The 20,359-nt window shown below is 68.5% G+C and carries 21 protein-coding genes; 13 read left to right on the top strand and 8 right to left on the bottom strand.

Annotated elements, in window-relative coordinates; translation table 11 throughout:
• Positions 1-31: 31 nt before the first annotated feature.
• The 3 genes from QMA07_RS10870 to QMA07_RS10860 all read right to left on the bottom strand — a co-directional run bounded on the left by QMA07_RS10870 (position 32) and on the right by QMA07_RS10860 (position 3,622).
• Complete coding sequence (locus tag QMA07_RS10870; protein ID WP_290161742.1) at positions 32-1,063, bottom strand: ABC transporter permease; 1,032 nt, start codon at positions 1,061-1,063, stop codon at positions 32-34.
• Entirely contained in the window at positions 1,063-2,565 is a 1,503-nt protein-coding gene (locus QMA07_RS10865) for a sugar ABC transporter ATP-binding protein (RefSeq protein WP_290161740.1), read from the bottom strand. The genes QMA07_RS10870 and QMA07_RS10865 overlap by 1 nt, the downstream gene beginning before the upstream one ends.
• Positions 2,566-2,752: 187 nt before the next feature.
• Entirely contained in the window at positions 2,753-3,622 is an 870-nt protein-coding gene (locus QMA07_RS10860) for a sugar phosphate isomerase/epimerase family protein (RefSeq protein WP_290161738.1), read from the bottom strand.
• Between the two features lie 214 nt (positions 3,623-3,836).
• Between QMA07_RS10860 and QMA07_RS10855 the strand changes: the two genes are divergently transcribed.
• Complete coding sequence (locus tag QMA07_RS10855) at positions 3,837-4,838, top strand: LacI family DNA-binding transcriptional regulator (RefSeq protein WP_290161736.1); 1,002 nt, start codon at positions 3,837-3,839, stop codon at positions 4,836-4,838.
• Between the two features lie 124 nt (positions 4,839-4,962).
• Here the strand turns inward: QMA07_RS10855 and QMA07_RS10850 are convergent, their stop codons facing one another.
• Together QMA07_RS10850 and QMA07_RS10845 are read right to left on the bottom strand one after the other, a co-directional pair.
• On the bottom strand, positions 4,963-5,928 hold the full coding sequence (locus QMA07_RS10850) for an aldo/keto reductase (RefSeq protein ID WP_290161734.1): 966 nt from the start codon (positions 5,926-5,928) through the stop codon (positions 4,963-4,965).
• Positions 5,915-7,210, bottom strand: a complete 1,296-nt coding sequence (locus QMA07_RS10845; protein WP_290161732.1) for an L-fuconate dehydratase — start codon at positions 7,208-7,210, stop codon at positions 5,915-5,917. The genes QMA07_RS10850 and QMA07_RS10845 overlap by 14 nt, the downstream gene beginning before the upstream one ends.
• 134 nt (positions 7,211-7,344) lie before the next feature.
• Here QMA07_RS10845 and QMA07_RS10840 point away from each other — a divergent pair, with 134 nt between their 5' ends.
• Positions 7,345-8,205 (top strand): fumarylacetoacetate hydrolase family protein, encoded by an 861-nt coding sequence (locus QMA07_RS10840; RefSeq protein ID WP_290161731.1) that lies wholly within the window; start codon positions 7,345-7,347, stop codon positions 8,203-8,205.
• A complete protein-coding gene (locus QMA07_RS10835) occupies positions 8,187-8,960 on the top strand; it encodes an SDR family oxidoreductase (protein ID WP_290161729.1) in 774 nt (257 codons plus the stop codon). Before QMA07_RS10840 ends, QMA07_RS10835 begins: the two co-directional genes overlap by 19 nt.
• Before the next feature lie 8 nt (positions 8,961-8,968).
• Here QMA07_RS10835 and QMA07_RS10830 read toward each other — a convergent pair whose 3' ends face one another.
• The gene (locus QMA07_RS10830) at positions 8,969-9,949 is read right to left on the bottom strand and encodes an amidohydrolase family protein (RefSeq protein WP_290161728.1); all 981 of its coding nucleotides are present in this window, start codon (positions 9,947-9,949) and stop codon (positions 8,969-8,971) included.
• Positions 9,950-9,995: 46 nt separating this feature from the next.
• Here QMA07_RS10830 and QMA07_RS10825 point away from each other — a divergent pair, with 46 nt between their 5' ends.
• A complete protein-coding gene (locus QMA07_RS10825; protein ID WP_290161727.1) occupies positions 9,996-10,673 on the top strand; it encodes a FadR/GntR family transcriptional regulator in 678 nt (225 codons plus the stop codon).
• Between the two features lie 15 nt (positions 10,674-10,688).
• On the opposite strand, the gene QMA07_RS10820 is transcribed toward QMA07_RS10825, so the two are convergent.
• Positions 10,689-11,351, bottom strand: a complete 663-nt coding sequence (locus QMA07_RS10820; protein WP_290161725.1) for a transaldolase family protein — start codon at positions 11,349-11,351, stop codon at positions 10,689-10,691.
• Positions 11,352-11,458: 107 nt separating this feature from the next.
• Here QMA07_RS10820 and QMA07_RS10815 point away from each other — a divergent pair, with 107 nt between their 5' ends.
• From QMA07_RS10815 to QMA07_RS10785, 7 genes are all read left to right on the top strand, one after another.
• Positions 11,459-12,409: a ribokinase gene (locus tag QMA07_RS10815; RefSeq protein WP_290161723.1), complete on the top strand. Its 951-nt coding sequence runs from the start codon at positions 11,459-11,461 to the stop codon at positions 12,407-12,409.
• A gap of 19 nt (positions 12,410-12,428) precedes the next feature.
• Positions 12,429-12,833 (top strand): D-ribose pyranase, encoded by a 405-nt coding sequence (gene rbsD / locus QMA07_RS10810; RefSeq protein ID WP_210096044.1) that lies wholly within the window; start codon positions 12,429-12,431, stop codon positions 12,831-12,833.
• Position 12,834: 1 nt separating this feature from the next.
• On the top strand, positions 12,835-13,638 hold the full coding sequence (locus tag QMA07_RS10805; protein ID WP_290161722.1) for a GntR family transcriptional regulator: 804 nt from the start codon (positions 12,835-12,837) through the stop codon (positions 13,636-13,638).
• Between the two features lie 76 nt (positions 13,639-13,714).
• Entirely contained in the window at positions 13,715-14,611 is an 897-nt protein-coding gene (locus QMA07_RS10800; RefSeq protein ID WP_290161721.1) for a hypothetical protein, read from the top strand.
• Positions 14,612-14,631: 20 nt separating this feature from the next.
• Positions 14,632-15,690 (top strand): PLP-dependent cysteine synthase family protein, encoded by a 1,059-nt coding sequence (locus QMA07_RS10795; RefSeq protein ID WP_290161720.1) that lies wholly within the window; start codon positions 14,632-14,634, stop codon positions 15,688-15,690.
• A 123-nt stretch (positions 15,691-15,813) separates the two neighbouring features.
• Positions 15,814-16,326: an ACT domain-containing protein gene (locus QMA07_RS10790; protein ID WP_290161718.1), complete on the top strand. Its 513-nt coding sequence runs from the start codon at positions 15,814-15,816 to the stop codon at positions 16,324-16,326.
• A 10-nt stretch (positions 16,327-16,336) separates the two neighbouring features.
• Positions 16,337-16,780 (top strand): GNAT family N-acetyltransferase, encoded by a 444-nt coding sequence (locus QMA07_RS10785; RefSeq protein WP_290161716.1) that lies wholly within the window; start codon positions 16,337-16,339, stop codon positions 16,778-16,780.
• A gap of 101 nt (positions 16,781-16,881) precedes the next feature.
• Here the strand turns inward: QMA07_RS10785 and QMA07_RS10780 are convergent, their stop codons facing one another.
• Positions 16,882-17,583 carry an FCD domain-containing protein gene (locus QMA07_RS10780; RefSeq protein ID WP_290161714.1) on the bottom strand — a complete coding sequence of 234 codons (702 nt, stop codon included), beginning with the start codon at positions 17,581-17,583 and terminating at the stop codon, positions 16,882-16,884.
• 164 nt (positions 17,584-17,747) lie between these two features.
• Here QMA07_RS10780 and QMA07_RS10775 point away from each other — a divergent pair, with 164 nt between their 5' ends.
• A complete protein-coding gene (locus tag QMA07_RS10775) occupies positions 17,748-18,983 on the top strand; it encodes an aminotransferase class V-fold PLP-dependent enzyme (protein WP_290161712.1) in 1,236 nt (411 codons plus the stop codon).
• Positions 18,984-19,043: 60 nt separating this feature from the next.
• Positions 19,044-20,357 carry a sugar ABC transporter substrate-binding protein gene (locus QMA07_RS10770; RefSeq protein ID WP_290161710.1) on the top strand — a complete coding sequence of 438 codons (1,314 nt, stop codon included), beginning with the start codon at positions 19,044-19,046 and terminating at the stop codon, positions 20,355-20,357.
• Positions 20,358-20,359 lie beyond the last annotated feature (2 nt).

Genomic DNA, 20,359 nt, shown 5'->3' with positions numbered 1-20,359 from the left:
CTCTGTGTGGTGGTGGGGGGATAGGTCTTGATCAGGTGTGCTGGCGGTTGCGCAGCGAGTCGAGGAACACGGCCAGCAGCACGACGACGCCGACGACGATGTTCTGCCACTCCGTCTGGATCGACATGATGCGCAGACCGTTGACGAGCACGCTCATGATCAGCGCGCCGATCACGGTGCCCAGGATCGACCCGCGCCCGCCGAGCAGCGAGGTGCCGCCGATGATGACGGCCGCGATGGCCTGCAGCTCGTACCCGGTGCCGATCTGCGGCTGTGCCGAGTCGAGACGGGCGGCGATCACGATGCCCGCGATGCCGGTGAAGGCCCCCGCGAACATGTAGATGAAGATCGTCCAGCGTCGCGTGTTGACGCCCGAGAGGCGCGTGGCCTCCTCGTTCGAGCCGATCGCGAAGGTGTACCGACCCAGGAGCGTCTTCGACAGCACCAGCCAGGCGACGACGGCGAGGGCGGCGGTGATCAGCACGGCGTTCGGGATGCCGGGGATGATCACCCCGAGCGCGATCTTCTTGAAATCCGGTGCCGAGGTCGAGAAGTAGATCGGCGCGACGTTGGAGATGACGAGGGCGAGGCCTCCGGCGATCATCATCATCGCGAGGGTCGCGATGAACGGGGGCAGCCGCAGGAACGTGATGTTGATGCCGTTCACGAGGCCCATCAGCACACCGGTCGCGATGCCGCCGATCACACCGAGCCAGACCGGCAGTCCGAGATTGGTGACGATGACACCGGTCATCACGGCGCACAGGGCCATGCCGGTTCCGATCGACAGGTCGATGCCGCCGGTGATGATGACGAACGTCGTGCCGAGGGCGAGGATGCCGATGACCGCGGTCGAGAGCAGCACGGTCGCGATGTTGCTGAAGGTGAAGAAGTTCGGGCTGGCGATCGAGAAGAAGATCACGAGCACGATCAGGGTGCCGAACGCGAGGGACTGCTGCACCTGACGCTTCAGGAAGCCGACCACGTCGCGCTTGTCGGTGTTCTCATCGAGAGCCGTCTGGATGATCGTCGTCGTCGACGACCCGTTCTGCGGAGCGCTCATCAGTCTTCCTCTCCGTGGGCTGCGAGTTGCATGATCTTCTCCTGGCTGGCGTCCTCGTTGCGGAGCGTGCCGGTGATGCGCCCGTTCGCGAAGACCGCGATGCGGTTCGCGACGCGGAGGATCTCCGGCAGCTCCGACGAGATGACGATGATGGACTTTCCCTGATCAGCGAGCTGCTGCATCAGGCGGTAGATCTCTTCCTTGGCGCCGACGTCGATTCCTCGCGTCGGCTCGTCGAAGATGAGGATGTCGCAGTCGCGCATCAGCCATCGGGCGATGACGACCTTCTGCTGGTTGCCTCCCGACAGCAGCTTGACGACCTGGTTGACCGAGGGCGTCTTGACGCGCAGCTGCTGGACGTAGTCCTTGGTGCGGTTCTTCGCCTTGCCGTCGCCCATCCAGCCGATCGCGTTGGCGTACGACCCGAGTGAGGCGAGCACGGTGTTGAAGGTGACATCCTGCTCGAGCATCAGCCCGAGCAGCTTGCGGTCCTCCGAGAGGTAGCCGACGCCGTGCTTGACGGCATCCGCCGGCTGGGCGATGCGCACCGGTCGTCCGCCGATCGACACGGTGCCCCCGTCGCGGTGGTCGGCGCCGATGATCGCCCGGGCCGTCTCGGTGCGACCGGCGCCCATGAGACCGGCGAAGCCCAGGATCTCGCCCCGGTGCAGTTGGAACGACACGTCGGTGAGCAGGCTCTTGGTCGAGAGCCCCTGCACATCGAGCACGATCGGATCGTCGGCGTGCTCGCGGGCCTGCGGCCTGGTCCCCTCGTCGATCACGCGTCCGACCATCATCTCGATGATCTTCGGGATGCTGACCTCTGACTTGTCCAGTGATCCGATGTATGTACCGTCGCGCAGCACCGTGACCCGGTCGGCGAGGCGCCGCAGCTCGTCCATGCGGTGCGAGATGTAGACGATGCCGGTGCCTGACGCTCGCAGCTGCTCGATGAGCACGAAGAGGGTCTCGGTCTCGGAGTCGGTGAGCGCCGACGTCGGCTCGTCCATGATGAGCACCTTGGCGTTGAACGAGAGCGCCTTGGCGATCTCGACCATCTGCTGCTCGGCCACCGTGAGCTCGCCGACGAGCTGCCGCGGGTTCAGCCGGATGTCGAGACGCTGCAGCAGTTCGGCGGTCTGGGCGTTGAGCTTGCGCTCCGACAGGAAGGGCCCGGTGGTGGGCTCGCGGCCCACGTAGATGTTCTGAGCCACGGTGAGGTCGGGCATCAGGTTGAGTTCCTGATGGATGATCGTGACGCCGAGCTGCTGCGCCTGCAGGGGACTGGTGAGTTCGACCTCCTGGCCCTCGAACGTGATCGTGCCCTCGTCCTTGGTGTAGATCCCCGAGAGGATCTTCATCAGAGTCGACTTGCCCGCGCCGTTCTCGCCCACGAGCACCAGCACTTCGCCGGCCCGCACCTCGAGGTGCACGTCCTTGAGAGCCTGCACACCGGGGAATCCCTTGCTGATCCCCTCGACTCTGAGAATGGGGTCACTCATGTGCTCACCTGCTTCCTTGAAGGTCGTCATGCGATATTCCAGTCGGGACTGGAAACATCGGATCAATTCTGCGTCCTGCGCCCCGCCCTGCGCAAGTTGTATCTAAATGTAACTAAGACTTCTGCGGATGGGAAGACCTGTAATAACAAGTTCACAACAGGTCGCGATGTCTCGTGGGCTGTCTGCGTCAGTGCAGCCTGATCGAGTCCACCGCGACGAGCTTGTCGCGGATGTAGGCGTTGGCATGCGCTCCGAGTTCGGCGTTGTCGGTCCAGAGGTTGCGCCAGATGCCGAGCATCCGGCTGAGATCGGGCGCCACCACCGCCGACGAGAACGACTCGAACACGATCGGACCGTCATAGCCGATGCGCCCCAGCGCCTTGAAGAAGGTGTCGAAGTCGACGGTTCCGGTGCCGAGGTAGCCGCGGTGACTCTCTCCGATGTGCACATAGCGGAGAGCCGGTGCGGCGTCGAGGACCGGCGCGAACATATCCGACTCCTCGATGTTCATGTGGTACGTGTCGAGATGGATGCCGAGGTTCGGTCGATCGACTTCGGCGAGGTAGGCCAGCGCCTGCCGCGCGGTGTTGAGAACGTTGGTCTCGTAGCGATTGACGACCTCGAGCGAGACCGAGATCCCGCGCTCGGCGGCGTGGTCGGCGACGCGGGCGATCGTGCGGCGGCTGCTCTCGAGCCCCTCGGCCGTCACAGGGTCCATGTACTTCTGCATCGCGCTGTAGATCACTCCGCAGAAGTGCTGCCCGCCGAGATCTGCGAGCACGTCGACCGCCTTGACCAGCAGCGACTCCCCCGCCGCGACGACTGCGGGGTCTGAACTGGTCACATCGGTGGCTCCCGAGAGGCCGAGCGATGCGCTCACGGCGAGGTCGTGCTCTTCGAGCGCCTCCCGGGCTGCGGCGACGTCGAACGAGAACGGATCCATGAGCGGGAACTCGATCAGATCGAACCCGGCCGCCTTCGTCTTCTCGACCGACAGTCGGATGCCGTCGGCATCGAAGTGTCCGGTCCAGACGAGCCCGTGGCATCCGATGTTCATGAGACCTCTCGGAGACGGGTGTGGGGCACCATCGCCTCTGGAATTTGGCACGTGCCAAGTCCGCGTTCAGGTCACGGTACGCGGGGTCGTACAGACCTGTCAAGAACTTTCTTGGCACGTGCCAATTGCTCGACTACTCTGGACTCGCCAGCGTCGCGCGGGCGCGCAGCCCCACTCGCGCATTCGCGCGCAGGCATCATCGACAGGGAGCTTCATGCCAGCCAGCGTCAAAGACGTCGCCGCACTCGCCGGGGTCTCCTCCTCGACCGTCTCGAACTACCTCAACCACCCCCATGTGCTCGGCGAGTCCAGCGCCGCCAGGGTCAGAGATGCGATCGAACGGCTCGGCTATGTGCCCAACGAGTCGGCACGGCAGCTGCGGGCGGGGTCGAGCAAGGCGCTCGCACTGATCCTGCTCGACGCGTGGCTGCCGTACTTCCATGAGCTCTCCCGCGGCGTCGAAGACGTCGCCCGCGAAGAAGGCTGGTCGCTGTTCTTCAGCAACAGCAACCGCGACGCCGGCATCGAGCGCCGCAACATCGACATGTTCGAGGCGCACCGCGTGCAGGGCATCGTGATCTATCCGCTCGAAGACGTCGTGCCTCGGCTCGAACAGCTCGCCGACCGCGGCATCCGCTCGGTCGTGGTCGGCCCCATCCCCGACTCCCCGACCGTCGGCTCTGTCCTCTTCGACGATCGCGGAGGCGGTCGCCTGGCGGGCGAGCACCTGCTGTCGATCGGACGCCGCCGCATCCTGTTCCTCGGGTCGCCGAGCGTCAGTCAGTCGAACGACCGGCTGCGGGGTCTGCGCGATGCCGTCATCGGCTCGGATGCTGCGGTGGATGTGCTCGACGTGCCGCATCTCACGACAGAGGATGGCCTCGAGGTCGCCGAACGCATCCTCGCACTCCCGGCAGCGGAGCGGCCCGACGCGATCTTCGCGGCGAACGACATGGTGGCGATCGGCGTGATGACCCAGCTGCTGCGTCATGGCATCCGCGTGCCCGAGGAGATCGCGCTGGTCGGATTCGACGACGTGGCGCAGGCGCATCAGAGCGTCGTGCCGTTGACGAGCGTGCGTCAGCCCGGATACGAGATCGGCCGCGCTGCGGGCGGCGCTCTGATCCGGCAGCTCTCCGATCCCACGGCAGAGCTCCCCGCGCCGACGCCGTTCGCCGCCGAGCTCGTGATCCGCGAGTCGACCGTCGGCCGCTGAATCCCGACCCTGGGGTCTTCACACTGTTCGCAACTCAGGAACAGCGGCACTGAGGCGCTGGCTCGGGGCCGAGAACCGCCTCCGCCGACGGATCTTCCTGAGTTGCGAACGGCAACGACCTGCCTCAGGCGGCAATCAGCCCTTCTGCGGCGAGCTCAGCCCACAGCGCCCCCGGAGTCGTCAGCGCCGCATACTCCGCGTTCTGCCGCAGCTGCGCCGGGCGGCTACCCCCGACGACCACCGACCGCACGACGTCGGACTGCAGCGGGAACTGGATGGCGGCCGCGGGCAGCGGCACGTCGTGGTCGGCGCACACGCGCGCTATGCGCAGCAGCCGTTCCCAGAGCTCGTCCGGCAGCTGCCCGTACTCGTAACGGCCGTCGCGGCGGGGTTCGCTCGAAGCCAGAAGGCCCGAATTGAACACGGATGCCGCCACGATGCCGGTCCCCGTCTCGCGGCAGGCGGGCAGCACGTCTGCCGCGGCCGGCTGCTCGAGCAGCGTGTAGCGCCCCGCGACCATGACCAGGTCGAGGTCGGCCGAACGCACGGATGCGGCGAGCGCGTCCGACACCATCGAGCCGATCCCGATCGCCGACACCTGTCGGTCGGAGCGCAGCTGCTCGAGCGCGGGCAGCGCCTCGGCGAGGGCGAGGTCGAGGTCGTGCCGCTCGGGGTCGTGCAGGTAGAGCAGATCGATGCTCTCGATGCCGAGCCGCTCGCGCGACTCGTCGAGGCTTCTGCGAATCCCTGCGGCCGAGAAGTCCCACACCCGCTGCAGGTCGTCGGGCACGTGGAAGTCGTTCGCGGTGTCGAGGCCGCCGTCATGGTCGGGGTTCGGCCGCAGCAGTCGGCCGACCTTCGTCGACAGCACGTACTCATCACGCGGCTTGGTCTGCAGGAACGCGCCGAGGCGCCGCTCCGAGAGCCCCAGCCCGTAGTGCGGAGCCGTGTCGAAGTAGCGGATGCCGCTGTCCCACGCCGCCTCCAGGATCGCCCATGACTCGTCGTCGCTGAGCGCACGGAACAGGTTGCCGACGTTCGCCGCCCCGTATCCGAGCGCGGGAACCGTCAGCGAGTCACGCGACGACATGCTGTCCCTTCCACTCGTAGGCGGCGATGCTGTCTGCCTTCATCTCCATGCCGGAGCCCGGCACGGTCGGCGCCATGTACGAGCCGCCCTGGATGTCGGTGGGGATCACGAAGTGCTCGTGCAGGTGATCGACGAACTCGATCATGCGCCCCTCACGCGTCCCCGTGACGGCGACGAAGTCGAACATCGACAGGTGCTGCACGGCCTCGCACAGCCCCACTCCGCCGGCGTGCGGGCACACGGGCACCCCGAACTTCGCGGCGAGCAGCAGATTGGCGATGTTCTCGTTGACGCCGGCGACTCGCACCGCGTCGATCTGCATGACCGAGATGGCCTCGGCCTGCAGCAGCTGCTTGAAGATGACGCGGTTCTGCGCGTGCTCACCGGTCGCGACGCGGATGGGCGCCACTCCCCTGGCGATCTCGGCGTGACCGAGCACGTCGTCGGGACTCGTGGGCTCCTCGATCCAGGCGGGGTGGAACTCGGCGAGCGCGCCTATCCACTCGATCGCCTCCGACACCTCCCACCGCTGGTTCGCGTCGATCGCGATCGGGAAGTCGGGCCCGCACACCTCGCGCGCCTTGCGGAACCGGCGGATGTCGTCGTCGAGGTCGGCCCCCACCTTGAGCTTGATCTGGGTGAAGCCGTCGGCCATCGCCTCGCGGGCGAGGCGCTCGAGCTTCTCGTCCGAGTAGCCGAGCCACCCCGGACTCGTCGTGTACCCCGGGTACCCGGTGGCGAGCAGCTCCCGCTCGCGCTCGACGCGGCCGGGTTCGGCGGCGCGCAGGATCTCGAGGGCATCCTCCGGTGTGAGCGCATTCGTGAGGTAGCGGAAGTCGACGAGATCGACGATCTCCTCGGGCGTCATGCGGGCGAGGAGCTGCCAGAGCGGCAGGCCGGCGCGCTTCGCCTTGATGTCCCACAGCGCGTTGATGACGGCGCCGATCGCCATGTGCATGACGCCCTTCTCGGGGCCGAGCCAGCGCAGCTGCGAGTCGCCGATGATGTCGCGGAACGTCGTGCCCATGTCGTCGAGCAGCGGTTCGATCTCGCGGCCCACGAGGTGCCCGGCGAGCGCGTCGATCGCCGCGACCTGCACGTCGTTGCCGCGGCCGATGGTGAAGACGAAGGCGTGGCCGTCGATGCCATCCTCCGCATCCGTGCGCACGATCACGTACGCGGCCGAGTAGTCGGGGTCTGGGTTCATGGCATCCGATCCGTCCAGACTCAGCGACGTGGGGAAGCGGATGTCGGTCGTGTCGAGGGCGACGATGCGGCTCACGGGGTCCTCTCGTGCACGGGGTGGGGATTCGTGCAGATCTCTTGGAGTGTAAACATCCGATGTCTATACTGTCAACGAGACGGGCCTTCCCGGCGCGCCCCCGCACCACGGAATCCTCAGTGATCAGGAGAGACATGAAGTTCGCACGGCTAGGCACCCCAGGCGCCGAGATCCCCGTCCTCGTCGAGGGCGACCGCTACCTCGATCTGAGGTCGGTGACATCCGATGTGGACGGTGACTTTCTGGCCTCCGACTTCCGCGCGCGTGTCGACACCGCCCGCGCCGCCGACGAGCTGCCCGTGCTCGAGGACGCTGCAGCGATGCGCATCGGCGCACCGATCGCACGCCCGAGCGCCGTCATCTGCATCGGTCAGAACTACGCCGCCCACGCCCGCGAGTCGGGCTCCGAGCCCCCGACCGTGCCGATCATGTTCCTGAAGACGCCCAACACGGTCGTCGGCCCGAACGATGCCGTGACGATCCCCCGCGGCAGCGAGAAGACCGACTGGGAGGTCGAGCTCGGCATCGTCATCGGCGCCCGCGCCGCCTACCTCGACTCGCCGGAGGACGCCGACGCGCACATCGCCGGCTACGTCACCGCGAACGACGTCTCGGAGCGCGCCTTCCAGATGGAGGTCTCGGGTGGGCAGTGGTCGAAGGGCAAGATCGCCCCCGGCTTCAACCCGACCGGCCCGTGGCTGGTCACCCCCGACGAGGTCGATGTCGACCACCTGCAGCTGCGCAGCTGGGTCAACGGCGAAGCGCGGCAGGACTCGAACACCGACGACATGATCTTCGACGTGCGGGTGATCGTGCACCACCTGTCGCAGTACGTCACGCTCGAGCCCGGCGACCTGATCCTCACCGGCACCCCGCAGGGGGTCGCGTTCGGCGGAAAGTTCCCCTATCTGAAGGCGGGCGACGTGGTCGAGATCGAGATCGAAGGCCTCGGGCATCAGCGACAGGAGTTCGTGGCATGGGAGGCACAGAAGTGAGCAGCGCACTCGACGGACTCGTCGCGATCGTCACCGGAGGAGCGTCGGGCATCGGCGCCGCCATCGCAGCCCGGTTGCATGCCGACGGCGCGCACATCGCGGTGCTCGACCGCGACACCTCGGGAGCGGATGCCGCGTTGGCCGCGTTCACTGCCGATGTGTCGGATCGGGCATCGGTGGATGCTGCCGTGGCCGCCGTCGCCGAGAGGTTCGGCCGCATCGACATCGTCGTGAACAACGCCGGGGTCGGCGCGCAGGGCGACATCAGCGCGAACGACGATGACGAGTGGGCGCGAGTGCTCTCGATCAACGTCACCGGCATCGCCCGCGTCACCTCGGCGGCGCTGCCCTGGCTCAAGAGGTCGCCGAGTGCGTCGGTGTGCAACACGGCATCCATCGCCTCGACCACCGGCCTGCCGCAGCGCGCTCTGTACAGCGCGTCGAAGGGCGCCGTCTCCGCTCTGACGCGCGCGATGGCAGCGGACCACCTGCGTGACGGCATCCGCGTCAACGCCGTGAACCCCGGCACGGCCGACACTCCCTGGGTCGGACGCCTGCTCGACTCGGCCGCCGACCCGGCCGCCGAGCGTGCCGCTCTCGAAGCCCGCCAGCCACACGGCCGCCTCGTCTCGCCCGAGGAGGTCGCGGCAGCTGTCGCCTACCTGGTGAGCCCCGCCGCGGGGTCGACCACCGGCACGTTCATCGAGGTCGACGGCGGCATGGCGCAGCTGCGCCTCCGCCCCGCCGGCAGCTGAGTCGGCGGCTACTCGCGGTCGCCCCGCAGCCAGCCCAGGAACCCACGCCGAGGCCGCTGCTCCCCCGCATCCTCATGCGGGGGCCTGGCGCCGACGCGGTAGAACTCCTCGGCATTGCGCCACATGATGGCATCGACGTCGTGCCCGCGCCGCTCGGCCCAGGCGCTCACGGCATCCGCCCATCGGCTGCGCGCCGTGGGCTGGTACATCGGCGATCCGTCTTCGTTCGCGTACGGGTCGTCGGCTTCGGCGGGGCCGATGACCGAGACGGGCCAGTCGCTGCCCCACATCAGTCGCCCGGCCCCGAACCCGTCGGCCGCGGCATCGAGGAACGGATGCAGCTGCTCAGCCGACCAGTCGCCTCCGGCCTCCGCCGGGAGCCCCGACAGCTTGCACCAGACATTCGGATGCCGTGCGAGGTCGTCGAGGTCGCGCACCCACTCCGTGGTCGGTGCCACCGGAGCATCCGCGGTGCCGACCTGCGGCTTGCCGAGGTGATCGAGCACGATCCGCAGTTCGGGCACGGCGCCGGCGAGGCGGGCGATCTCAGGAAGCTGCGCCGCGCGCACGCACGCGTCGAACGACCATCCGCGGGCTGCGACCTCTCGCGCACCGGTCACGAACGCTGCCGAGACCGCGAGGCCGTCCGGTTCGATCTGCAGATTGTGACGCACGCCGACCACGAGCGGCTCAGCCGCGAGTCCCTCGAGGTGCGCCGTGGTGTCGGTGCCACGGTCGATGCGCGCTCCGGCGACGATGCCGACCACCCCGACGCGAGCAGCCAGACTCGACACCCAGCGCACCTCGTCGAGGAAGTCGTCTTCGATGGTCTCGGCCTGCACGAAGACCGCTCTCTCCGAGGTCGCGCGCGCTATTCGCGCGTGCTCGATCTCGGTCTCACCGAACAGCCAGGCGAGCGGACCTTCGAGCCAGGTGTAGTGCAGAAGCTCGGGATCCCAGAGGTGCAGGTGCGAATCGAGTACGCGCATGCCCCCATCCTGCCGCAGACATCCGATGAATGGTTAGGATGACGCCATGGCAGTGACTGACGACGCGATCGAGAAGATCAAGGCGATGATCGTGTCGGGCGAGCTCGCCCCCGGCGATCGGCTCCCTCCCGAGAAGGAGCTGTCCGAGCGGCTCGGCCTGTCGCGCAACTCGATGCGCGAGGCGGTGAAGGCCCTCGAGGTGATCCGGGTGCTCGATGTGCGCCGCGGCGACGGCACCTACGTCACCAGCCTCGAACCCCACCTGCTGCTCGAGGCGATCTCTTTCGTGGTCGACATGCACGACGACGACTCGATGCTCGAGATCTTCGCGGTGCGACGGATGCTGGAGTCTCAGGCGACCGGCCTCGCGGCCACCCTCGGCACCGACGAGGCGATCGCCGGCCTCGAGCGCGAGGTCGAGTCCATCGATCCGACCGTCAGCATCGAAGAGCTGGTCGAGCACGACATCCGCTTCCACCGCGAGATCGTCGGCATGGCAGGCAACGCCTATCTCGCCAGCCTCATCGAGCATCTGAGCAGCCAGACCGTGCGCGCCCGTGTGTGGCGGGGGCTCACCGAGGGCGGCGCCGTCGAGCGCACGCTCTCTGAGCACCGGGCCATCGCCGAGGCGATCGCGCGACACGACTCCGGTCTCGCCACCTCGCTCGCCACCGCGCACATCGCCGGCGTCGAACGGTGGCTGCGTCAGGCGGCCACTGCCTGATCCCGCGCGATCGGGTCAGGCCCCGAGCCGCGCCATCGCGGCGTCGAACTCGGCCGCCGAGCTGTCGCTGACCTCGTGGAACAGCATCTGCTCGATCACCTCCGGCGCCGCGGTGAAGTACGACACCCCCGCGAGCCGCAGACCGGTGATGTCATCGGGCGACCGCAGGCTCGCGGCGAGCACGTTCGACTCGCTGCCGACGCAGACCTCCTGCATCGTCGCGATCACGGCATCGCCGTCGATGCCGGCATCCCGCATCCGTCCGAGATAGGGGGCGATGTACTGCGCGCCGATCGAGGCGCACGCGAGAGCCTGCGCGACCGAATACACCGCCGTGACGAGCACGGTCGCTCCGTCGCGCACCAGCGCGGATGCCGCGGCGAAGCCGTCGCGCGTGGCCGGCACCTTCACGACCACCCGGTCGCCGAGCGTCCGGATGCTCTCGGCGTTGCGGAGCAACGACGCGGTGTCGCCGCCCCACGTCTGGAAGAAGATCTCGCGTGCACCCTCGCCTGCCCAGCGGGCGTAGAGGTCGGGGATCTCGGCGGCGGTGCGGCCGCCGCGCTCGAGGATCGTCGGGTTGGTCGTGACGCCGTGCACGACCCCTGCGGCGAGGAGGGAGGCGACGCGGTCGACGTCTGCGCTGTCGACATAGAGACGGGGGGCCACGGCGGTCATCGGGTCTCCTTGTGCACAACCTGTCGTTACAGGTTCGGATTCGGCTAATGTAATGACAGCCGCGGAGGATGTCAAAGCACCCCGCATCGACGACGATCAGGAGTGCCATGACAGCCGCCACCTCGCCCGATCGCACCGGCGTCGTCATCGTCGGCAGTGTGACCGCAGACGTGACGACCTTCTCGACCCGGCTTCCGGCCCGCGGCGAGACCATCCTCGGAGACGAGTTCACCCTGATGCTCGGCGGCAAGGGCGCCAACCAGGCCGTCGCGGCCGGACGCTCGGGCGCCCGCACGAGCTTCGTCGGGTGCGTCGGCGACGACCTCTTCCACGACCTGGTCGTCGACGGGCTGAGCGAGGCCGGCGTCGACCTCGCGCACCTTCGCACGGTGCCCGGCCCGACGGGCATCGCGCACATCCGTGTCGACGCCTCGGCGCAGAACGACATCGTGATGGTGCCCCTCGCCAACGCCGCCCTCAGCACCGAGCAGATCGACGCGGCGCTCACAGCCCTCGCCCCGACCACGTCGGTGCTGCTCACCCAGCTCGAGACCCCCTCGGCGCTCACCGCCCACATCACGTCGCGCGGACGCGAGCACGGCATGACCGTCATCCTCGACCCGGCACCCGCCGCTCCGCTCGACGACGCGGTGTGGGCGAACATCGACATCGTGACGCCGAACGAGACCGAGGCATCGGTGCTCAGCGGCATCGAGGTGACGGACGCCGATTCGGCCGCGCTCGCCGGACGCTGGTTCCTCGACCGCGGCGTCGGCGCAGCCGTGATCACGCTCGCAGGGCAGGGCTCATGCGTCGTGACGGCTGACGGCGCATCCGTCGTCCCGCCCTTCCCTGTCGAGGCCGTCGACACGACGGCCGCGGGTGACGCGTACGCGGGCTACCTCGGTGCCGCGCTGGCGAACGGGCTGGAGCTGACGGATGCCGTGCGCATCGCCACCGCGGCCGGTGCCCTCGCCGTCACGAAGCAGGGCGCCTCGCCGAGCCTGCCGCTGCGCGCCGACGTCGAGGCGTTCCTGGCCGCCCGAGAAGCCCACTGACATCCCCCGAGGAGACATCATGCGCAAGACAGCGACGACCATCAACCCCGCCCTCTCGCGCGTGATCAGCGAGACGGGGCACACCGATCTGCTGGTGGTGACCGACGCCGGGCTGCCGATTCCGCCGGGTTCCGAGCGCATCGACCTCGCCTACCGGCCGGGCGCTCCGGCCTTCTTCGATGTGCTCGACACCGTGCTCGCCGAACTCGTCGTCGAGGGTGCGACCGTGTCGGAGGAGGTCGCCGAGAAGAGCCCCGAGGTGCTCGCTGCGCTGCGCGAGCGCTTCGCCGACCAGGACTTCGAGATCGAGTTGATCCCGCACGTCGAGTTCAAGAAGCTCACGCACTCGGCGCGCGCGTTCGTGCGCTCGGGCGAGTTCACGCCGTACGCGAATGTGATCCTGCACGCGGGGGTGGCGTACTGACATGCACGACACGATCGACCGCCACTCCGCGGCACCCATGTACGACCAGCTGCGTCAGCTGATCATCGAGGGCATCTCGAGAGACGGCCTGCAGCCGGGCGACCCGCTGCCGGGCGAGCATCGTCTGTGCGAGCGCTACGGCATCTCACGCACGGTCGTGCGCCAGGCACTCGCCCAGCTCGAGCACGAGGGGCTCGTCGAGCGGGTCAAGGGCAAGGGAACCTTTGTGTCGCGCCCGCGCACGAGCGAGAGCCTCGTGCACACGCTGGTCGGCCTGTACGACGACGTCGAGCGCCGCGGCGGGCATGTGCACAGCGACGTGCTGCGGCACGAGCAGACGCTGGCAGACGACGAGATCGCGGCGGCCCTCGAGGTCGAGGTCGGCGCACCGGTCGTGGTGCTCGACCGCCTGCGTCACGTCGACGGCGAGCCGTGGTCGCTCTCCACGACGTGGATGCCGGATGCCGTCGGCGGCGTCACTCTCGGCGTCGACCTGTCGGAGCGATCCCTGTACCGCCTGCTCGCCGATCACGAGATCGTGGCGACCAGCGGCGTCCGCTCGGCCGAGGCGACGGTGGCGACCCACGAGCAGGCTCAGCATCTCGGTGTGAGTGCCGGCTCGGCCCTGCTGCGGCTGCGCAGCGTGAGTCGGGCCGCCGACGGCATCCCGATCGAGTACTTCGTGGCCCACCACCGCGGTGATCGCTCCCGCTTCGAGTTCCAGCTGCAGCAGGAGCAGTCGCAGGCCTCGCTGCTGCACGTCGACGACGACGGCGGCACCTCGCGCGCAGGCACGGTTCGCTAGCCGAATCCGCCGAGGCCGCTAGCCTGGCAGCGGAGCACGCGTCGCACCGGGCGATGCGAGCAGGGGGGCAGACACGATGGTCGACGACGCGCATCCACCGGCTTCGGAATCCGAACCGGTCATCCCGCCGCCACCGCCCGCGGCGCCCGGCGACCTGTCGTCGTCGATTCCGCTGGCACCGCCCCTGAGCGGGCCTCCGGCATCCCCCGCGTCCCCGCCGCCTGCATCCGGCGCGCCCGTCGCACCTCCCGCGCCGCCGCTGCCTCCGTACGCCGCGGGGCAGTACCCGCCGCAGCAACCGGGTCAGTACCCGCCACAGCAACCGGGGCAGTACCCGGCGCAGCAACCGGGGCAGTACCCGGCGGGCCAGCAGGCATCCGCCCCCTACGGCGCCGCGTATCCCTACCCCTCCACACCTCCGACCCCTCCCTCGCGCTCGGGAAGGACCCTCGGCATCGTGATCGCGGCGGTCGCGGCATTCGTGCTGATCATCGCCGTCGGAATCGGCGTGGCCGTGAGTCTGCTGGTGGGTTCGCGCGAGCCGGTCGCCGCGCCGATGCCCTCCGCGACGGCCGCAGCACCCAGCGCGCCCTCCGACGGGCCGTCCACCGAGGATCCGCCCGCCGACGAACCCGGTGACGCCGATGCGTCCGGAATAGCCGACGTCCTCCAGGCGAAGATCGACGAGTACAAGCGCCTGCGCGACAGCGGCGCACTGTGGGAGCGCATCCCCGACACCGAGTTCAACCGCACCGCGGTGTCGGCCTTCCTGTACTTCCTCACCGACATGAAGGTCGCGACGATCTGGGGCGTCGACGAGACGCAGGCGCAGGAATACGAAGAACGGATGACGATGCTCGAAGAACGCCTGCTCGCTGAACAGCCGCTCGGCGACGACATCCAGATCACCCTCGAAGACGAGGTCTTCACCTACGACGGCGAGACGGGCGAGGGCGGCTACTCCGCCAGATAGAGGAGCGTTACGCTCGAAGCATGAGCGACTGGACCAGCACCGCGATCGCCCTGCTGGAAGCCGACGCGAACCGCAGCGCAGACACGCACCTGCACCTCTTCCCGCTGCCGCCCGAGTGGGGCATCGATCTGTACCTGAAAGACGAGTCGGTCCACCCCACCGGGTCGCTCAAGCATCGTCTCGCGCGCTCGCTGATCCTCTACGGACTCGTGAACGGTCGCATCACCGAGCACTCGACGCTGGTCGAGTCGTCGAGCGGCTCGACCGCCGTCTCCGAGGCGTACTTCGCGCGGATGCTGGGTCTGCCGTTCGTCACCGTCGTGCCGCGGTCGACGAGCCAGGAGAAGATCGACCTCATCGAGTTCTACGGCGGACGCTGCCACTTCGTCGATCGCGCAGAGGACATGTCTCCCGAGGCCCAGCGTCTCGCGTCCGAATGCCACGGTCACTATCTCGACCAGTTCACCTTCGCCGAGCGTGCCACCGACTGGCGAGGCAACAACAACATCGCCGAGAGCGTGTTCAGCCAGCTGTCGCAGGAACGGCATCCGATCCCCCGATGGATCGTCGTGGGCGCAGGCACCGGCGGCACGAGCGCGACGTTCGGCCGCTATGTGAAGTACCGCCGCCACGAGACGCAGATCGCCGTCGTCGACCCTGAGGGGTCTGCGTTCTACGACGGATGGGCCGGAACCGTCGATCCGCCTGCCGGGCGCCCCAGTCGCATCGAGGGCATCGGCCGGCCCCGGGTCGAGGCCTCGTTCGTGCCGAGCGTGATCGACGAGATGATCCGCGTTCCCGATGCGGGTTCGATCGCCGCGATCCGGATGCTGCGCGAGCGCACGCTGCACCTCGCCGGCGGCTCGACCGGCACCAACCTGTACGGGGCGTTCCAGCTGATCGCGCGCATGCGTGCAGCGGGCGAGACCGGCAGCATCGTCACGCTCATCTGCGACAGCGGCATCCGCTATGCCGGCACGTACTTCAACGATGTGTGGGTCGCCGAGCAGGGCTGGGACCTCGCCCCGCATCGTGCGCGGCTCGACCGCTTCCTCGACAGCGGCGTCTGGGGCGACTGAGCTGGGTTCGACTGGCCTGCTCGTTCACGATTCAGCACCGAGTCCGTCGATCGGCCACCTGGCCACCCGTTTCGCTCGGGATCCGACCGGTGATGCTGAATTGTGAACGGCTACGCTGGCCGCATGACTACTCTCATCCTCACTGTCGCGGGTGCCGATCGTCCGGGTCTCGTCGCGGCGGTCGCCGATGTCGTCGATGCCCACGGCGGCAACTGGGAGAACAGCTCACTCGCCGAGCTCGCCGGAACCTTCGCCGGGGTGATCGAAGTCTCGGTCGCACCCGAGCACTCGGAGGGGCTCCAGACCGCACTCCGCGAACTGCAGGGGCAGGGGCTGCTCACTCTCGCCGTTCTGACCGGTGCACCCGCGGCGGACGCCGACGACCAGGTGCTCGAGATCCGCGTGCTCGGCAACGACCGCTCCGGCATCGTCCGCGAAGTGTCGAACGTGCTGAGCGCGCATGACCTGAGCATCGAGGAGCTGGCGACAGAGACCCGGGATGCCGCGATGGCCGGCGGACGCCTGTTCGAGGCATCCGTGATCGCCCGGGTTCCCGAGTCGGTCGACCTCGACGCGCTGCGCCGCGACCTCGAGCGCATCGCCACCGAGATCCAGGTCGACATCACCCTCGCCTGAGCTCTCACCCATGGCCGATGGACTCAGCATCTCGATCGCGGATCGCCTCACACCGACTGACCTCGAGCGGATCGAGGCCCTTCTCCCCCAGCTCTCGTCGACCGCTCGATTCGACGCGGAACGAGTGATCTCGCTGCTCGAGGCGCCCGACGCAGACCTCTTCGTCGCGCGCGAGTCAGGCCGGATCGTGGGGATGGCCACGCTCGCCACCGCCCCGCTCCTGACCGGATGGCACGGCAGCATCGAAGACGTCGTGGTCGATCAGAGCGTACGTGGACGAGGCATCGCCCGTCTGCTGCTCGAGGCGATCATCGACGAGTCCGAACGGCGGGGACTGCCGACGCTCGATCTGACGTCCCGTCCGTCTCGCGAATCGGCGCTGCGCCTCTACGAGTCGGTCGGCTTCGTCCGTCGGAACACGAACGTGCTGCGTTTCGGCCCTCGGTCGAGCTGAGAAGCCGCCCGATCAGCGGACCTCGTCGCGATCAGCGGGCGGATCGGCGGGATGGGCCCGCAGATCGGGGCGACGCCCGCAGATCGGGTCAGGAGCCCCGCTCACTCGGCCACGGGCGCAGGCTCGACCGTGTCGGTGTAGCGCCGCACCCAGTACTCGGTCTGGGCGACGTGCGCGGATGCCGCAGCGGACGCCGCGACCGGGTCGGCCGCCGCGAGTCCTCGCAGGATCGCCCTGTGCCCGGCGTCCGAGTGCAGCTTGAGCTCGGCGGCATCACCGGCATCCGGAATCCGATACGCCCGCGATCGTGAGCGCAACACGTCGATCAGGCTCGTGAGGGCGTCGTTGCCCGCGACCTTCGAGATCGTCATGTGGAAGGCGTGGTCGAGCCGCGAGTGATCTTCGAAGTCGTCGCTGGCCTCGATCTCATCGAGCACCGCGCCGAGCTCCTCGAGCGTCGAGGAGTCGATGCGGGCGGCGGCGAGCGCGGCGGCATGCGGCTCGAGCACGCGGCGCAGTTCGGTGAGCTCGAGCACTCCGGCCATGGGCAGCAGCCCGACCGTCAGCGAGAGGCTGCCGATCAGGTCGGCGGCGCGCAGCTCGCTGACGTAACTGCCGGAGCCGTGGCGGGTTTCCAGCACCCCGAGTGCGGCCAGCATGCGGATGGCCTCGCGCAGCGAACCTCGTGAGACGCCCAGCGTCTCGCACAGCTCGCCCTCGCTGGGCAGGCGGTCGCCGGGGCGCAGCGCGCCGTCGGCGATCAGCGCACGCAGCCCGTGCAGAGCCGTATCCAAAGCGCTCATCGTGATCCTCCCTGACACCGGCCGCTCCCCTGCGAGTCTGTCGGACCCGCGCTCTGCATCAAATTCGTATGACAACTATGTTTCATCTTCACCTTTCCATAGCCATATCGGAACCTCTGTGGCAAAGTTGTGCAACAACTCCCCCGACGCACCGACGAGGACCGATGCCCGCACCACTCTTCCCCGCACCGCTCACGCTGAACTCCGGCATCCGAGCCCGTGATGCGTGGCCGCTCGATCCCGACGTGATCCACCTCAACCACGGCTCGTTCGGCGCAGTGCCCACCGCGGTCGTCGAGCAGCAGGATGCTCTGCGGCGCCGAGCCGACCTCAGCCCGGTCGAGTGGTTCCCCCGCATCGCCGAGCGCGTGCGCGCCGCCCGAGAGCGCACAGCGCCCTTCCTGGGCGCCCACGCTGAAGACAGCGTCTTCGTGCCCAACGCCTCGGCCGCGGCCACCGTCGTCTACAACGCCCTGCACCTCGAGCGCGGCGACGAGATCCTCGTGACCGACCAGGGCTACGGCGCGATCACGATGGGCGCGCAGCGCCTGGCCCGCCGCTTCGGAGCATCCGTCCGCGCCGTCGAGCTGCCGCTGCTCGCGTCCGACGACGAGGTCGTGCAGCGCTTCGCCGACGCACTCACCCCGGCCACCCGCCTGATCGTCGTCGATCAGATCACGTCACCCACGGCCCGCACGCTGCCGACCCGCCGCATCGCCGAGCTCGCCGCCGAGCGCGGCATCCGCACTCTCGTCGACGGCGCGCATGCTCCGGGCCTGGTGGCGGATGCCGCGGCCGTCGCCGGCGGTGACTGGTGGTTCGGCAACCTGCACAAGTGGCCCTGCGCCCCGCGCGGTTCGGCGCTGCTGGTCACGACCGCACCGGACCGCGATGACCTCTGGCCGCTCATCGACTCGTGGGCCGCGAACGAGCCCTATCCCGAGCGCTTCGACACCCAGGGCACGATCGACGCGACGACCTATCTCGCCACCCCGGCATCGATCGAGTTCATCGAGCGCGAGTTCGGCTGGCACCACGCCCGCCGGGCGATGGCGCAGATGGCGGATGCCGGAGCCGAGATCATCGCCGAGGGCCTGCGCCCCTATGGCGACGAAGACCCCCTGACCCCGCTGCCTTCTCCCGTGCCGTCGATGCGGCTCGTGCGCCTGCCGCTCGGGCTCGGGTCGACCCGCGAAGAGGCCGACGCCCTGCGCATGGATCTGCTCGACGAGACCGGCGTCGAGACCGCGTTCACGAGCTTCCGCGGCATCGGGTACTTCCGCCTCTCGGCGCACCTGTACACCGAGGCGTCGGACTTCGAGGCCTTCGTCGAGCGCTGCATTCCGCAGATCCTCCGCCGAGCCGGCATCCGCACCCCCGACTCGATCATCGTCACCTGACCCGACCACCCGCTCCACCCACCACCCGACCCACACCCATCACCAACTGAGAGGCACCTCGTGAAGAAGAACAGAATCTTGACGACCGCCGCGGGAATCGGCACCGTCGCCGCACTCGCGCTCACCGGCTGTTCCGCAAGCGGCGGCGAATCCGCCGACGGCACCGTCACCCTGCAGATGGTCGAGAGCCTGACCAACCCTGCGCGCACCGACCTGCTCCGCGGGCTCCTCGACGACTTCGAGAAGGAGAATCCCGACATCAAGGTCACGCTCGTCTCCCCGCCCACCGAGCAGGCCGACGCGAAGATCCAGCAGATGCTGCAGTCGGGCAAGGGCGTCGACGTGCTCGAGGTCCGCGACATCACGGTCGGCCCGTTCGCGAACAACGGCTGGCTGCACGACATCTCGGGCGACCTCGAGAAGTGGGACGGCTGGGACGCCCTGACCGACAACGCACAGGCCGCGTCGGTGGCCGCCGACGGCAAGAGCTACTTCGTGCCCTACGGCTTCTACGGCCTGTCGCTCTTCTACCGCACCGACCTGGTCGAGGAGGCCGGCTTCGACGGTCCTCCGCACAGCTGGAAGGACCTGCTCGAGCAGGCCAGCGCGATCCAGGACCCCTCGAACAACATCTACGGCTACGCGTTCCGCGGCGGCGCGAACGCGAACAGCAACGTGGTCGCGGCGATCGAGGCCTACACGATCGACGGCCTCGACGTCGATGACGCGTTCCTGATGGAGGACGGATCGACGATCTTCGCCGCCCCCGAGGCGCAAGAGGCCGTCGACGACTACTTCGACCTGTTCACAGAGGCCTCGCCGCCTTCCGCCGTGTCGTGGGGCTACCCCGAGATGGTGGCCGGCTTCACCAACGGCACCACGGCGTTCCTGCTGCAGGATCCCGAGGTCATCGCCACGGTGCAGGATTCCTCGCTGACCGAGGACCAGTGGGACACCGCCCCGCTGCTCGTCGGCCCGTCGGGCAAGGCCGCACAGCCGCTGGCGGTCGCCGGCTGGGGCGTCGCCGAGAACAGCGAGCACCAGGATGCCGCGGTCAGGCTCGTCGAGTTCCTCTCGTCGGCCGAGCCCGCGACCGAGTTCGCGCAGGCCAACAGCCTCGTGCCGATCATCACGGAGGCGGCGGATGACGAGTTCTACTCGTCCGGCCCGTGGACGAGCTACGTCACGATGACCGAAGACCCCGAGACATACGTCAACGTGCAGCAGCCGCGTGGTGTCAGCTGGTGGACCGAGTGGATCCAGAAGTCCGACCAGGACGTGCAGAACGTGCTGCTCGGCAACATGTCGACCAGCGAGCTGCTCGAGTCGTGGGACACCTTCTGGACCGAGAAGTACGCAGCGGAAAAGGGCTGATC

Origin of the sequence: Microbacterium sp. APC 3901 (genome assembly GCF_030407765.1) — a bacterium.
Lineage (GTDB): Bacteria > Actinomycetota > Actinomycetes > Actinomycetales > Microbacteriaceae > Microbacterium.
Note: the sequence above shows the minus strand (reverse complement) of the source record. Positions and strands in the feature narration are given on the sequence as shown.